This is a genomic window from Syntrophaceae bacterium (assembly GCA_013177825.1).
Lineage (GTDB): Bacteria > Desulfobacterota > Syntrophia > Syntrophales > PHBD01 > PHBD01.
On sequence record JABLXX010000006.1, the window covers coordinates 17730 to 32334 of the forward strand.

The following is a 14605-nucleotide window of genomic DNA, read 5'->3' on the forward strand; positions in this document are numbered from 1 at the left end:
CGAATCCCGTCAGTTCTTCTCAAAAACCTCGGCGACCTTTTCCGGGCGTCGATAAGCCAGTCCCTGGACCACCGCCAGGAGCTCCCCCGTTTCGTCCTTGACGTGGACCGTGTACGCGGCGAGTGTCCGGCTCGATGATATTTCCCAGGCCTCGGCGGTCAGGAGCCGCCCTTTGGGAGACTTGAGAAAGGAAACGGAGGCATTGGCAGCAACAGCCACGCGCCCCTTGGAATTGGCCGCCGCGGCAAAGGCCAGGTCCGCCAGTGTGAACACGACACCACCATGGACCATGCGAAGACCGTTGAGGTGCTCATCCCGGACTTCCAGAACGGCTTTGGCCCGGCCGTCAAAGGCTTCCACCAGTTCAATCCCGACATAATTGGCGAAGATGTCCCTCCGGAAATAGCGCTTCAGGTCCTCCTCACGGACCGGCGGCTCCTGGCCGGCATGTTTCGTCATGATCATGATCCTCAGTTATCATTTTCCGTTCGCTTCCGGATCCCGGCAAGGAACAGCCGGAACCCGGTCTTTCCCGCCGCGCATCGTCAGACAGGGAAGCGTTCGTCCAGCCGTCCCGGAATCTCCAGAAGGTCCGCCCCGGCAGGGGTCAGCATGAAAAAGTCGGGTCGGCGGTGTCCCGTCGTGGTGGACCCGGTGCAATGGACCAACCCGGAGTCGTTCAAATAATAAAGATCAAAGAGGTTTGCCCTCCCCTCTGCTGTGTTCCAGTCGAAAACCTCCGGGTCGCAATATGCGTATTCGGGATAACAGGCATAGGCCTCCCGGAGAATCCTCCGGCGGTTCCGGCTGATTTCGTCGTAGGAGCGCTCAGGCAGAGGGGATAAGGAATTCACGGCATCTCTTTCCTGGTCAGGCCTTGGGCTCGATTGGCCTGACAGGGCCGTCATACCTCATTTCAGGAACCTTGGCAACGTACGGGTGGAAGAAGCGAGGACAAGGCAATGATGAATCGGGAAAGAAAGCAGGGGTGTTGAAACACCGGATTGAACCGGCGGGGCGAGAAAGAAAGCCCCCCTCGCGATATCCTGCGAGGGGGGCTCGGAATAGATACCGTTGGCTGAATATCCTGCTCAGCCGATGAGTCCCCGGATGGCGTCGACGACCGGGTTCGTGAAGAGGGCCACCAGGACCGTGTAGAGGGCGAAGGCGCCCACCGCCTCGTTGGTGTACATCTTCTCATACTTGTGCTTCAGCGACACGATCGTCAGACCGCCCACGATCAGGCAGCCCAGCTGGAAGAAGGGGAAGCTCCCCACGCCCGCCGCCGCGTATTCCGCGAAGCTGAAGGTTGCCGTCAGAAGAACTACAATCCCTGCCACCATCATCGTTCCCAGTGTCTTTTTCATGATCCGTCTCCTCTCCGAGGGTTTTTTGTTTTGTTTGACTATCTCTATAGAAAAAAGCGTGCCAGGACGAGACAGGGAGGAAGAAGAGACGCTTAAGCGCATGTATTTATATACGTTTAACGAACATACAATTGCTTGCGATAATGCGTACCGACGCAGGAATCGGGCGGTCCATTCGATAAAACGTTAAAGATGGTTTGAAACATTCAGAGGTTTTTAAAGGAGTGGCGACCCCGGGCTTGCACAACCCGGGGTCGCTGAGAGGAAGGTAACTTCTGTGGATGCGTTAGACTTCCGCTGTCTCGATCCGAGAGGCACCCTACGTGACGAAGGCAAACGATCCAATCGGGTTCAGGCCTTTTTTCCGTTCGGTGAGCGTCCGAAAGCAACATCGGTGTTTGTCCTACCTTTCATCGCTTTTCGGCAGGTTGGATCGACATTTCCAACAGGACGGAATCTCCTTCGAGTGATTCCCGAGAAAATGCGGAACCAGGGCCGGGGCGGCTTGACGGCCGGTCAAAGACATTATAACGTACATTCGCGTACGCCGCAGCGACGACGGCTGAGGCGCAACGCAGCATCCAGTCATTTTCAGAGGCCGATTTAAAGGAGAAATGCCGTGCAACTACCCCTATACCAGCTAGACGCGTTCACCGGCCGGCTTTTCGCCGGAAATCCGGCAGCCGTATGCCCTCTGAAGGAATGGCCCGCAGATGCGCTCCTTCAGTCCATTGCCATGGAGAACAACCTCTCCGAAACGGCTTTTTTCAGCGGATGGGACGGCACGTACCGCCTGCGCTGGTTCACCCCTGCCTCGGAAATCGACCTGTGCGGCCACGCGACGCTTGCATCGGCCTACGTCATCTTCCGCTATCTCGAACCCACCCTGAGCCGCGCGGAGTTCCAGACCAGAAGCGGAATCCTCACGGTGGAAAAACAGGGAGACCTCCTGGCCATGGACTTCCCCGCCCGGCCGGCGGATCCCTGCTCCCTTCCGGAGGCTCTGGCAACCGGCCTTGGCGCTGCACCCCTGGCGGTATTCCGTTCTCGGGATTACATGGCGATCATGGACAGCGAGGAAACGGTCCGGGGACTCCGGCCCCGGATGGAAGAACTGGTCAAGCTCGACTGTACGGGAATCATCGCGACGGCGCCGGGAAGGGAGTCCGATTTCGTCTCCCGCTTCTTCGCCCCCCGGGTGGGCGTCCCGGAAGATCCGGTCACGGGATCCTCCCATTGCACCCTGATTCCCTACTGGTCGGAGCGGCTGGGGAAAAAGGATCTGCATTCCATCCAGGTTTCTCCCCGGGGCGGAGAACTCTTCTGCGCCGATCTGGGCGACCGCGTCCGGATCGCCGGCCGGGCCGTGACATACCTCGAAGGAATCATCCATACCGACTGACGGAAAGGGACCACTCACCACCATGATCAATCATCATGGAAGGCGACAGCCGGCTTCGCCCGCCTTTCCAGGACCGGCGATGAACATCCGGATCGCCTGGATCGCAAAGCAGGGTAACGCGGGAACAACCGCGAACGGCAAAGGAGGAAGCACTCGATCATGGAAACAATCAGGGTTCTCGGCATTCACTCCAGTCCCGTCAAGAACGGAAACACCGCCTCGCTGACGGAATACGCCCTCCAGGCCGCAGCGGCGGATCCGGGAGTGGCAACGGAAATGATCGCCCTGGCGGGTCTCGCCATCGGCGACTGCAATCATTGCAACTGGTGCATGCGCAAACAAACTCCGGAGAAGCTCTGCAGCATCGAGGACGATGCTGCGGAAATCCTGCAGAAGATCAGGGACTGCGATGTTCTCGTCCTGGCCACACCGGTCTATTTCACCCGCCTCTCCGGCCGGATGGCCTGTCTCGTCGACCGGACGCGGTGTTTTACCTTCGGCCGCCAGGGCCATACGGCCCTCCGGGACAAGGTCGGTGTAGCCATCGCGGTGGGCTGGCTCCGGAACTTCGGCGTCGAGTTCACCCTACAGAGCCTCCACAATGCCTTTCTTCTCCACGAAATGTGGACGCCGGCGGTCCACCATGCAGGGGTTGCCTGCGGGATCGGGGCCGTGGCAGGCAAGTTGAACGATGACGGCACCTTCTCCGACCGGAAGCGGGCCGTCATGGACGATGCGTGGGCCCTGTCGGCTACATCCCAGATCATGAAAAAGGCCGTTGAAACCGCACGGATGCTGAAGGGCGGAAAGTCATGAAAGCACAGGAAGCCGCTGTTCATAACGCCCCGATGGATCTTCGGATTTCGGGATCCCGTCAATAACAGACACAGACGCCTTCCATGAAAATCCACTACCTCCAGCATGTGCCCTTTGAAGGACCCGCCGCAATCCGACGGTGGGCAGAATCCCGCGGTCATCTGCTCACGGCGACTCGTTTTTTCGAGGACGGCAGCCTCCCCCGGATGAAAAACTTCGACCGGCTGGTGATCATGGGCGGCCCCATGAACATCTACGAAGAGGATCGTTACTCCTGGCTGGCCCGGGAGAAGTGCTTCATCGGCGAGGCCGTCGCCGCCGGGAAGACCGTCATCGGCATCTGCCTAGGCGCACAGCTGATCGCCGGCGTCCTCGGCGCAAAGGTTCAGCGCAATCCGCACAAGGAAATCGGCTGGTTTCCCGTCGAGTGGACGGAGCCGGCCCGGCAGTCCGCCGTCTACGAATTTCTACCGGAGCGGCTCGACGCCTTTCACTGGCACGGCGACACCTTCGATATCCCCGCGGGAGCCCTTCATCTGGCTCGCAGCGAGGCCTGCGAGAACCAAGCCTTCCTCTATGACGGCCGCGTCCTCGGGCTCCAGTTTCACCTGGAATCGACGCCGGAGAGCGTTCATCTCCTGACGGAGAACTGCCGTGATGAAATCGTTCCGGCCCCCTATATCCAGAATGAAGGGGAGATTCTGTCGCCGAACGCGGATCGATTCCGCGGGATCAACGAGGCGATGTTCGGAATCCTCGACCGTCTGCCGGGCTGAACAACGGGCGAGACCGGAGGAAGAAAACCGGCACCACGCTTTCGGAGCCGCAGCCGTGCTTTCCAGGCCGCACGCCGCCCCCCTCCGGAGACCGGACCGATAATAATCCTTGCATTGGCGCTGGATCGGGGATAAAAGCTGCAGCAATCAATGCGAACCATACGGTTCGTAAAATCAACCACGCAAAGGAATTTGCAGAGCTTCATCGAGCTGAGAGTGCCCTTGGCTCAACGGAGTCAAGGAGAACAATCAGTGCATTTTGAAGAGTTTCAACTCGAGCCCCACATCTTTGCCGGCATTCGGAAGGCCGGCTACACCACCCCCACCCCCATTCAGGAAAAAGCCATCCCGGTCGTCCTTGAAGGACGCGACTTGATGGGCCTTGCCCAGACCGGCACGGGAAAATCGGCGGCCTTTGTGCTGCCCATTCTGCAGCGCCTGGCCAGGGGTCCCGCGAAGCGCATCCGCGCCCTGATCCTCGCTCCCACTCGTGAACTGGCGGAACAGATCCACCAGACGATTGCGGACCTGGGCCGTTACACCCCTATTCGCAGCGTCGCCGTTTACGGAGGCGTGAGCAAGGGAGGACAGGTCGCGGCCATCAAGCGAGGCGTGGCGATTGTCGTCGCCTGCCCCGGTCGCCTGCTGGACCACCTGGGAGACGGAAGCATCGATCTGTCCCGGGTCGAAACGCTTGTCCTGGACGAGGCGGATCGCATGTGCGACATGGGCTTCCTGCCGGACATCCGCCGGATCATTCAGAAACTGCCGGCCAAGCGCCAGACCCTGTTTTTCTCCGCCACCATGCCGAAGGACATCCGCTCCCTGGCGGACAGCATCCTGAGCAACCCCGCCACGATCCAGATCGGCGCCACCGCACCCGTCGAGACGGTCTCCCATGCCCTTTACCCGGCGGCGGACGGCCTCAAGACGAAGCTGCTCACAACCGTACTCAAGGAAACGGCGACGGGCCGCGTCCTGGTCTTTACCCGGACGAAGCACCGGGCCCGCAGCCTGGCAGCGCACCTGGAGAAAAGCTCGTTCCGCGTCTCGGCCCTGCAGGGGAACATGACGCAGAACAAGCGCCAGAGCGCCATCAACGGCTTTCGGAACGGGACGTTCGACATCCTCGTCGCGACGGACATCGCCGCCCGCGGCATCGACGTGTCGGACATTTCCCACGTCATCAACTTCGACATGCCCGACACCGTCGACGCCTACACGCACCGGATCGGCCGCACCGGCCGTGCCAACCACACGGGCGAGGCCTTCACCTTCGTCTCCAGGGGAGATGAGGAGATGGTGCGTGAGATCGAGCGGGTCCTCGGCGCCCGGATCGAGAGACGTCGGCTGCCCGACTTCGATTACAGCAGAAGCGTCGAGGAGGGTCCTGCCCGGCAGACCGACGAGAGACGGCGAAGTTCGCACTCTGCGTCCCCCCGTCCCAACGCCGGGAGCCGCAAGGAACCAACACGCCGGACCCTGCCGGCAACCGGCTTCATGGGCTCGCAGCAGCAAGGTGGTGGCGAGTCGCGCTCCGATGCCTCCAGCCGCCACCGTCCCTCGCGGCCCTTACGGTTCTCAACCAACGGCAAGCGCTGAACAACGCCCCTGTAAGCAAGAACGATAAACATCAATCTCACGTAAAAAGCGGCCCGCCGGCTCACCCGGCGGGCCGCTCGCTTTTTCGACGCCTATTTATAGTCTTCCCGAACGGGGGAAAAGACGTCGATAACCCGGCAGTCCGTCTGCGAGGTGGCGGAATGGGGAACGTGCGGCGGGATGACGGCCACGTGGCCCGCCTGCAGGATCTTCGTCTCGCCGCCGACAGTCATCTTGAAGGTACCCTCCAGGATCGTCGTGATCTGCTCGTGCGGATGGGAATGATCCGGAAGGGACGAGCCGGCCTTGACCTCCCAGTAGGAAATCGTCATGGCCCCGGCATGGATCATCCGGGCCGTGAATCCCGGCAGCATCGGTTTTACCGCCAGTTCCGCAATCTCGAAAAAAGGCATGGTTTCTCTCCTTTCGGGTCGGGCGTCAGGGACTTGCCCTCCTGCCCTGTTGTTGCACCTCTTCCAGCCGGGTCATCGGAAACCTGCAATCCATCAGGAGATCCTGCTCCCGGCCCCGTTTCTCACACCCCGGACACCTGGAAGACCACCCTGCGCTGTCGAGGACGGTTGTCGAAATCCAACAGAACGATCTGCTGCCACGTCCCGAGGATGAGCTGACCCGCGGCAACCGGAATGGTGAGGGACGGTCCCAGCAGGGCCGCCCGGACGTGGGAATAGCCGTTCCCGTCCCCCCAGCGCGCATCGTGGCGGTAGGGGATGCCCCGTGGAGCGATCCGCTCGACGGCCTCCGCCAGGTCCCGGACCACTCCGCGTTCATATTCGATCGTGGTCAGGGCGGCAGTGGATCCCGGGACAAACAGGACAACCAGGCCTTCCCGAATGCCGGAATCCCTGAGGATACCGGTCGTCTCCCGGCTGATATCGATTACGTCGGTCTCAGCCGATGTGGTAAAACTCAACTCATCCCGATGGATCTTCATGTCCGCTTTCTCCTCCCGCGCGCTTTCCAGAATTCGTTTCTGTTTTTACCATGCGGACCTTTTGTTCCACAAGGAAGCCCTTCTCCCAAAGCCTGTCCTTCACCGGCTTCCTGAACGGTCAAAACCTCTTTCATCCCCTTCTTCCCGAGAAGGCATTCCCTGCGTATCCGTATGCCACGATCCTGTAGGTCCCGCTAAATCGGGATGCGCTGAACAGAAGCGAAGGGAAATACCCTGAATACAAATGGCGCTTGACATTATGCAAGACATGACATAAGGCACGAAATGAATAAACGTGGCACGCGTGATATCTATCGCTTTTTCATGACTGCCTGGATGAACCGGATGTTCGAAGGACCGGCAGGCCTTGCGGACGCCTCGTTTCATTCCATTTGAAGGGCGCAGGGAACGGTACAGGCAACGGGCCTGCCGGGTTCGAACCCGTCCAATCCGTCCGAGACGACCACAGGGAGGTTCAGGACATTGAATAAAGAGACAAAAACCTATCGGAAAGGGGAGATTCCCGGAATCATCGCCATCAATACCCGGGAATGCAAGGGATGCGACGCCTGCAAGCGCTTCTGTCCCACGGGAGCCATCACCGGCATGTTCGGCGCAACACACCGGGTCGATGCGGACCTCTGCATCAGCTGCGGCCAGTGCCTGGTCAACTGCCCGTTCGGGGCACCGTATGAAACGGTGGATCCGGTGGAACAGGTGGCGGCGAAACTGGCGGACAAGCGCACGACCGTCGTGGGAATCATCGCCCCGGCGGTTCGCGTGGCCATCGGCGAGCCCTTCGGCATGCCCGTCGGCAGCCTCGTAACGGGCAAGATGTACAGCGCCATGAAGAAGGCCGGGTTCGTGATCCTGGACAACAATTTCGCCGCGGACCTGACGATCATGGAGGAAGGGACGGAATTCATCCAGAGGGCGCGTCACGCCCTCTTCGGGGAAAAGGCGGAACACGGAGGGGAAATCGGTCCGCTGCCGCAATTCACCTCCTGCTGTCCCGCCTGGGTCCGGTTCGTGGAAACGAACTACCCCGCCCTGATTCCGAATCTGTCTTCGGCGAAGTCCCCCCAACAGATGGCCGGCGCCGTGGCGAAGACCTACGGGGCGGCACAGGTCTTCAAGGCAGCCCCGGAGTCCGTCTATACCGTGGGCATCATGCCCTGCACCGCCAAAAAGTTCGAGGCCTCGCGCCCGGAGTTCCAGTCGGCCTGGCATTTCATGAAAGAGAAGGGCGGCGCAGCTTCGTCCGCACCCTATCCGGACATCGACGCGGTCCTGACCACACGGGACCTGGCGCGGCTTCTGAAGAAAATGAAGATCAACCTGGCCGCCGAAAACGACGCCGAGGGAGGCACGCTCTTCGCGGAATACACCGGTGCCGGGACTATCTTCGGCAACACGGGAGGCGTCATGGAAGCAGCCCTCCGAACGGCTTACGTCGTTCTGACGGGAACCCCCCTCGCCAGGCTCGAATTCGAGGCTGTGCGCGGCCTGAAGGGAGTCAAGAGCGCCGACGTCACCCTGCGGGACCAGAAATACGGCAAGGACGTGACGGTGAAGGTGGCCGTCGTACACGACATCCGGGCGAACATCCGTCCCATCGTGGAGGAGGTCATGGCCGGCCGGTCCCCCTATCATTTCATCGAGGTCATGAACTGCCCCGGAGGATGCATCAACGGAGGCGGGCAGCCCATCTGCGACACAGGCTCATCATGGATCGGCCGCGTCCTGCCTTCGTTTGCCTGGTCCTGAGGAAAGGAGAAGAACATGAGCAAGAACGATCCGTCCCATGAATTCATGGAAAGCCCCTTCTCGTTGTCCAGAAGGGAATTCATCGCCATCGGCGGCGTGATCATCGCCCTCCTGGCCCTGCCGGCCGTCTGGGTCCGCTCCGCCCTGATCAACCGCAATCATCACATCCAGGCCAGGACCAAGGGGCTCTACCGGGACGACGCCACGGCGAAGATCCGTCTGAGTCATGAGAACCAGGCCGTCATGAGGCTGTACAGGGATTTCGCCGGAAAGCCCCTGAGCCCGGTGTCCGAGGAACTTCTGCACACGAAGTACATCAATCGAATGAAGGCACTTTCATGAAAGGAGCATGGGTATGACTGAATCATCCTTCATCCTGAAACATCCGCTCAGGGTCCGTGTTTTTCATTATATTCTCGCCGCAAGCTTTCTGACGCTGGCGGTGACGGGGATCATGCTCTACTTCAAACTCCTGGCCGAGCCGGCCATGAATACGGCCATGCAGGTCCATGTCGTGGCCGGGGTCGTAATGACCCTGGACGCCCTGGCCTTCTTTTTCCTGGCCTTCGACCGGGTCGTTCTGTTCACGAAACGGACGTTCACGTTCTCCGGAAACGATATCAAATGGTTCGCCATCCTCGGGGGATATCCCCAGAAGATCCTTCTGCACAAGAAGGTGGACGTTCCCCCCATGGGAAAATACAACGCCGGCCAGAAACTGTTCGGCATCTGCGTCCTCGTTGGCGGAACGCTCCTCATCCTGTCGGGATGGGTGCTCTGGGCTCTGCCCCACGCCGTGCCCCACGGCACGGCGTCCATGATCGGCTCGATCCATCTGTACGCGAGTTGGGTCCTGATCCTTTTCCTGTTCGTCCATCTCTTCCTCGGCATCTACATGTGGGACGACTTCAAGGCCATGTTCGTTGACGGCCGGATTCCCTACGAGGATGCGGCGGAGAAAGCCCCCTTGTGGGTGAAAAACGAACTTCAGCGGCTGAGCTGAGCCCCTTATCCCGCCTGCCCCCGGGCACGGCGGTTCCCGGAGAAAGGGCGGTCGCCCTCCGGCCCCCTTTCTCCGGCCCCCCAGTCCAGCCTCCTTTTCATGCCTCCCGTCAGCAGATACACTTCCTCTCGCAGATCATATGCACGCAATAAGCAATCCGGACGTTGACACGTCCTTTTCCTTTCGGATAGTCTCACCATCGGTTCAGGTATCGGCCGGTATCCGGAGAACCCGTTTCTCGGCGGCCCCTGACAATGGATCGGCCATTCACAAAAGGGAGGATTGCTCATGAAGAAGATCGTTGCCACCGTCACCATCTGTCTGCTTCTCGTTGCAGCATCGGCCTGGGCGGGCCCTGCCGACCAGATCCGGGGACGCATGGATAGCCTGCAGCATCGGATCGATGAAGGCACCCGGACGGGAACGCTGACCGGCCAGGAGGCCAAGCGCGTCCAGAACCAGTTGAACAGCATCCGCCGGGGCTTCGACAGCTCCGTCCGGAATGGGCTCTCCGACCGCGAGGCGAAGCACTTCAACCAGCGCCTCGACACCCTGAGCAAGGAAGTCTCCAAGGAGAGGCACGACCGGGAGGACACCCGCTCGGCAGGCCGGATCGACCACCGGATCAGCGACCTGCAGAAGAAGATCGACGAGGGTTCCCGAAGGGGATCCCTGACCCCGGTGGAGACGCAAAACCTCCAGAAGCGCCTGGACGGGATCCGCGGTCACTATGAGCGGGCACAGCAGGACGGAAACCTGAAGGACGAGGAAATCCGTTCCATCCAGGGGAAACTGGACTCGCTCGCCAAAAGCATCACCAAGGAGAGGCAGGACCGGGAGCGGTCGCGCTAAGGGAAGAACCCTGCCGCAACACGAAAACATAGAAGAGGATACAAAAAAGGCCGGGGGTCTTTCCAGCCCCCGACCTTTCACGCTGCCGTTGACAGCCGCAACAAACCGCAAACGTTCAAGACGGCTCCTTCAACTGATAGCCCTTTTCCCGAAACAGCCGGATACAGGCGTCGACCACATCCGCATCGAACCGTATTCCCCTGTATTCTCCAATCTCCGCGAGGGCCGCGTCGACGCCGAGAGCCGGGCGGTAGGGCCGGTGAGACGCCATCGATTCCACGGTATCCGCGACGGCCAGGATTCTCGATGAAAGCAGGATCTGCCCTTCTTTCAGGCCCTGCGGATAACCGGATCCGTCCATTCGCTCGTGGTGCTCCAGGACGGTCCGGGCGATTTCCCAGGGAAACTGGATCTCCCGCAAAATCCGAACAGCGGTTTCCGGGTGTTCGCGAATCAGCATCATTTCCATGTTGTTCAATCCCGCGGATTTACTGAGAATCTCGGCCGGAATCGACATTTTCCCGACATCGTGAACCATCCCGGCCATGCGGATTCCTTCCGTCTCTTCTTCGTCCAGGCTCAATTCACCGGCAATCGCACCCGCGAGATCGGCCACCCTCATCTGGTGCCCCGCCGTATAAGGATCCCTCTGTTCCACAACCCTCACCAGAACCTGAATCACTCCCCGCAGCGCCTGCTGAAGCCTGTCCATCCCCTCGCGGATCTTTTCCTCCGCTTGCTTCCGATCCGTGATGTCGACGACCCGTCCTTCGTAGAACAGGATCTCTCCCTCCCCATCCCGGATGACTCGGGATGTCAGCGATACCCAGAACGGGCTTCCGTCTTTTCGCCGGTGCCGGACCTCCATGTCCCGGATCGACCCCTTCTCCTCCAGTTCGGCGTTGATCCGATCCCGGTCTTCCGCCAGACAGTAGACCTGCCGGTCGACGGAGAAAATGCCGTCAATCATTTCCTGCGGCGTTTCGTAGCCGTACATCCGGGCAAACGACGGATTGACGACGAGGAATCGACCCTCCCGCGTACTCCGGTAGATCCCTTCCACCGCATTGGTGAACATGTCCCGGTACCGGGCTTCGCTGACCCTCAGGTTCCCCTCTACCAGCCTGCGCTCCCGGATTTCCCCCTCCAGCGAGCGATTCGCCTGTTCGAGATGAAGCATCTTCGCTTCCAGCTTCCGGATCAGCACCTCATTGTATTCCTTCAGGTAATCCGATTCCGGGAGTTTCATGTCCTTCTCGTCCGCAGGGGCTTTGGAATCGCTTTCCCGTTTCAGAAGAAAGGATGCGATCTCCCGAACCAGCGTTTCCGGATCCAATGGTTTCACCAGGAAGCGATCCGCCCCGAGGTTCAGCGCAAAGGCTTCGTCCTTCGGGTCCGTATAGGTGGCGGTATAGAAAATGAAGGGGATCTTCTTCAGCCGCTCATCCCGTCTCCATTCCCGGCACAGGGTAAAACCGTCCATGACGGGCATCAGGATGTCCGAGACGATGATGTCGGGAGGACTGCGCCTAGCCTTCTCCAGGGCCTCCAGGCCGTTCACCGCGCTCTCCACCTCGCATCCGTTCCCTTTCAGAAGCACTTCGAGCATATAGAGATTCTGCTCCTGGTCGTCCACAATCAGGCACCGGTTCATGAATCCACTCTCTTTCCCTGCGGCATCCCGGGCAGAAAACCGGCGATCTGGTCCATGAACGTGTCGGGATTGATCGGTTTTTCAATGTATCCCGAACAACCGGCGGCGATCGCCTTCTCCCGGTCGCCTACCATGGCGTAGGACGTGACGGCCACGATGGGGATTCCCTTGAGGACCGGATTGGTTTTGAATTCCCGCGCCACGGCGTAACCGTCCATCTCCGGAAGCTGGATATCGAGGAGAATCAGGTCGGGATTCTCCTGGAGCGCCAGTTCGATTCCCTGCCGCCCGTCCCGGGCCTGCAGAACCTCCTGCCCGTTCCGGTTCAGAATGAATGTTAACAAATACAGGTTCTGCTCATTGTCCTCAATGATAAGAATCCTTGGTTTCATCGTTTTCCTCCTTTTTCCACGGCAGCGTGAACGTAAAAACACTTCCCCTGCCGGGACCTTCGCTTTCCGCCCGGATCCGCCCGCCCATCAGCTCGACCAGCCGCCGGCTGATGGAAAGTCCCAGGCCCGTTCCCTCGTATCGCCGGGTCAGCCCCGTCTCGATCTGGCGGAACGTTTCAAAAAGGCTCCCCATGTCCTCCGGTTTGATGCCGATACCCGTGTCCCGCACGCTGACAACGACTTCGTCGGAACGTCGCTCGCACCGGACATGGATTTCGCCGTTTTCCGTAAACTTGACCGCGTTGTTGACCAGGTTGATCAGAACCTGCTCCACTCTCCGCCGATCGTGAAAAAGCCGGTTCGCATCGGCGGGAACGGGATCCACCCGGATCGGCAGGCCTTTTTTGTCGGCCAGGGGCCGCACCAGCTTGGCGACCGAGTCGACGGCTTCGCCCAGGTCGAACCACTCGGGCGACAGCTTCAGTTCCCCCGCCTCGATCTTTGAAATGTCGAGCACCTCGTTGATCAGTTGCAGGAGGTGATTGGAACTGTTGCGAACCATGCTCAACTGCTTCGCCTGCTCTTCATTGACGGGACCGGCGAGCCCCTGCAGCAGGATGCCCGTGAAACCGATGATGGAATTCAGCGGAGTTCGGAGTTCGTGGGACATGGAGGCAAGAAAGGCGGATTTCAGCCGGTCCGCGTCCTGGGCCTTGTCCCGCGCCCCGGCCAGTTCCTCGGTCCTCTCCTTCACCAGTTCCTCGAGGTGTTCCTGGTGGCGGATAAGGTTCCGCTCCGTATCCTGCAGGGCTTTCTGCGTGACATTCAGGGCCGTGATCATTTCGTTGAAGGACGTTCCCAGCATCCCGATCTCGTCCTTCGAGGTAATGCGGACCTGGCGGTTCAGGTCGGACGTCCTGGCAATCCGGGTCGTCTCTTCGTTCAGGTGATTGAGAGGGCGGATGACGAAGGCATTCAATCCCAGGAGGCTGAGAGCGCTGAGAAAGAGGAGGCCGAGGATCAGTCCCGCCGTCGTCAGGAGGATAGGAACCCGGATTTCCCGCTCGATCGCATCGACGGGAATCAGAACGGCGACCTTCCAGCCGATCCCCGCCATTTCCCGTGAAAACACATAAAGCCTGACTCCCTCGATCGCAACCGCATCCTCTCCCCGGCTGTCACTCAGCAGAATCTGCCCAAGCTCTTTTGAGTAGTCTCCGATCTTTGAAAACAGGAGGTCCCTGTTCTGGGAAGCCAGGACAATCCCTTTCCGGTCCACAAGGAGTATTCTGGATTCAGGCCCGACCTTGAAGTTGAGAATGTAGTCCGTGAGATTCGCCAATGTAACGTCCGCGCCTACGACCCCGTAAACATGATCGACGCTGTCGACCAGTGCCTTCACGATACCGATGTTGACGTCCTTGGTCGTAATGGAAGGATAGGGCTCGGTAATGACGACTCCGTCGGGGGACCGCTCGGCGTGCCTGTACCAGGGGCGCCTGCGGGGATCGAAGCGGGTCGGTCGCTCCCGCTTGTGGGAACGGACGAAGCTGCCGTTTGCCCGCCCCATGTAGACGGAATTCACATAGGGGTGGGTGACGCGATAGGCATTGAAGATATCGATGATCTTCTGTTCGGACGGCCCGATGCGGTATTGGAAGGTCCTTTCGTCGGCCTTCGTAAAGTTCGTGAAGTCCCCTTCATCCTTTGTGCAGACGATCCCGTTCTGCGCCAGGGTTCGCACATCGTTTTCCACCTCGTCGAAAAAGGCGCCGACGGAGAATGCGATATGGCGAAGCTGTTCCTGCGTATTCAAACGAATGGAACGAAACCGGTCCTCGCGGAGATGCTGATAGAGGAGGACTCCCAGCGTGGCCGTGATGGCCAGCGACGCCACACCGAAGAGAACCAGGAGTTTCCACTTGAGTTTCATCTTCGCCGAAACCGAATATGGGAAAGACGGCCGGGACTTCGACACACGCACCGGCGTTTCACACCTCCGGCATGGAACCGTCGAAC

General features: G+C 59.9%; 16 protein-coding genes. 8 read left to right on the forward strand and 8 right to left on the reverse strand.

The genetic code is table 11. The features are described 5' to 3' along the window. Positions 1–9 precede the first annotated feature (9 nt). The 3 genes from HPY65_13015 to HPY65_13025 form a co-directional block, all read right to left on the reverse strand. Positions 10–459 (reverse strand): PaaI family thioesterase, encoded by a 450-nt coding sequence (locus HPY65_13015; protein NPU85391.1) that lies wholly within the window; start codon positions 457–459, stop codon positions 10–12. An 86-nt stretch (positions 460–545) separates the two neighbouring features. Beyond that, positions 546–854, reverse strand: coding sequence for a hypothetical protein (locus HPY65_13020; GenBank protein NPU85392.1), 309 nt, complete (start codon positions 852–854; stop codon positions 546–548). Positions 855–1091: 237 nt separating this feature from the next. Further along, positions 1092–1367 carry a hypothetical protein gene (locus tag HPY65_13025; GenBank protein ID NPU85393.1) on the reverse strand — a complete coding sequence of 92 codons (276 nt, stop codon included), beginning with the start codon at positions 1365–1367 and terminating at the stop codon, positions 1092–1094. 619 nt (positions 1368–1986) lie between these two features. On the opposite strand from HPY65_13025, the gene HPY65_13030 reads away from it, so the two are divergent. From HPY65_13030 to HPY65_13045, 4 genes are all read left to right on the forward strand, one after another. Continuing rightward, positions 1987–2769 carry a PhzF family phenazine biosynthesis protein gene (locus HPY65_13030; GenBank protein ID NPU85394.1) on the forward strand — a complete coding sequence of 261 codons (783 nt, stop codon included), beginning with the start codon at positions 1987–1989 and terminating at the stop codon, positions 2767–2769. Between the two features lie 159 nt (positions 2770–2928). Further along, positions 2929–3585, forward strand: coding sequence for a flavodoxin family protein (locus HPY65_13035; GenBank protein NPU85395.1), 657 nt, complete (start codon positions 2929–2931; stop codon positions 3583–3585). Positions 3586–3668: 83 nt separating this feature from the next. Continuing rightward, entirely contained in the window at positions 3669–4361 is a 693-nt protein-coding gene (locus HPY65_13040; protein ID NPU85396.1) for a type 1 glutamine amidotransferase, read from the forward strand. 252 nt (positions 4362–4613) lie between these two features. Then, complete coding sequence (locus HPY65_13045) at positions 4614–5963, forward strand: DEAD/DEAH box helicase (protein NPU85397.1); 1350 nt, start codon at positions 4614–4616, stop codon at positions 5961–5963. 92 nt (positions 5964–6055) lie between these two features. Here the strand turns inward: HPY65_13045 and HPY65_13050 are convergent, their stop codons facing one another. Together HPY65_13050 and HPY65_13055 are read right to left on the reverse strand one after the other, a co-directional pair. Next, positions 6056–6376: a cupin domain-containing protein gene (locus tag HPY65_13050; protein ID NPU85398.1), complete on the reverse strand. Its 321-nt coding sequence runs from the start codon at positions 6374–6376 to the stop codon at positions 6056–6058. 122 nt (positions 6377–6498) lie between these two features. After that, complete coding sequence (locus tag HPY65_13055) at positions 6499–6918, reverse strand: YjbQ family protein (protein ID NPU85399.1); 420 nt, start codon at positions 6916–6918, stop codon at positions 6499–6501. Positions 6919–7401: 483 nt separating this feature from the next. On the opposite strand from HPY65_13055, the gene HPY65_13060 reads away from it, so the two are divergent. The 4 genes from HPY65_13060 to HPY65_13075 all read left to right on the forward strand — a co-directional run bounded on the left by HPY65_13060 (position 7402) and on the right by HPY65_13075 (position 10540). After that, a complete protein-coding gene (locus tag HPY65_13060) occupies positions 7402–8685 on the forward strand; it encodes a 4Fe-4S binding protein (protein ID NPU85400.1) in 1284 nt (427 codons plus the stop codon). 15 nt (positions 8686–8700) lie between these two features. After that, positions 8701–9027 (forward strand): iron hydrogenase, encoded by a 327-nt coding sequence (locus HPY65_13065; protein NPU85401.1) that lies wholly within the window; start codon positions 8701–8703, stop codon positions 9025–9027. 13 nt (positions 9028–9040) lie between these two features. Then, positions 9041–9688, forward strand: a complete 648-nt coding sequence (locus HPY65_13070; protein NPU85402.1) for a formate dehydrogenase — start codon at positions 9041–9043, stop codon at positions 9686–9688. A gap of 288 nt (positions 9689–9976) precedes the next feature. Next, positions 9977–10540 carry a hypothetical protein gene (locus HPY65_13075; GenBank protein ID NPU85403.1) on the forward strand — a complete coding sequence of 188 codons (564 nt, stop codon included), beginning with the start codon at positions 9977–9979 and terminating at the stop codon, positions 10538–10540. A gap of 115 nt (positions 10541–10655) precedes the next feature. Here HPY65_13075 and HPY65_13080 read toward each other — a convergent pair whose 3' ends face one another. Genes HPY65_13080 through HPY65_13090 form a run of 3 tightly spaced genes read right to left on the reverse strand, consistent with a single transcriptional unit; the run spans position 10656 to position 14519 of the window. Next, positions 10656–12194, reverse strand: a complete 1539-nt coding sequence (locus tag HPY65_13080; GenBank protein ID NPU85404.1) for a response regulator — start codon at positions 12192–12194, stop codon at positions 10656–10658. Then, entirely contained in the window at positions 12191–12586 is a 396-nt protein-coding gene (locus tag HPY65_13085; GenBank protein ID NPU85405.1) for a response regulator, read from the reverse strand. Before HPY65_13085 ends, HPY65_13080 begins: the two co-directional genes overlap by 4 nt. Further along, positions 12561–14519 (reverse strand): HAMP domain-containing protein, encoded by a 1959-nt coding sequence (locus HPY65_13090; GenBank protein ID NPU85406.1) that lies wholly within the window; start codon positions 14517–14519, stop codon positions 12561–12563. The genes HPY65_13085 and HPY65_13090 overlap by 26 nt, the downstream gene beginning before the upstream one ends. Positions 14520–14605: the final 86 nt, after the last annotated feature.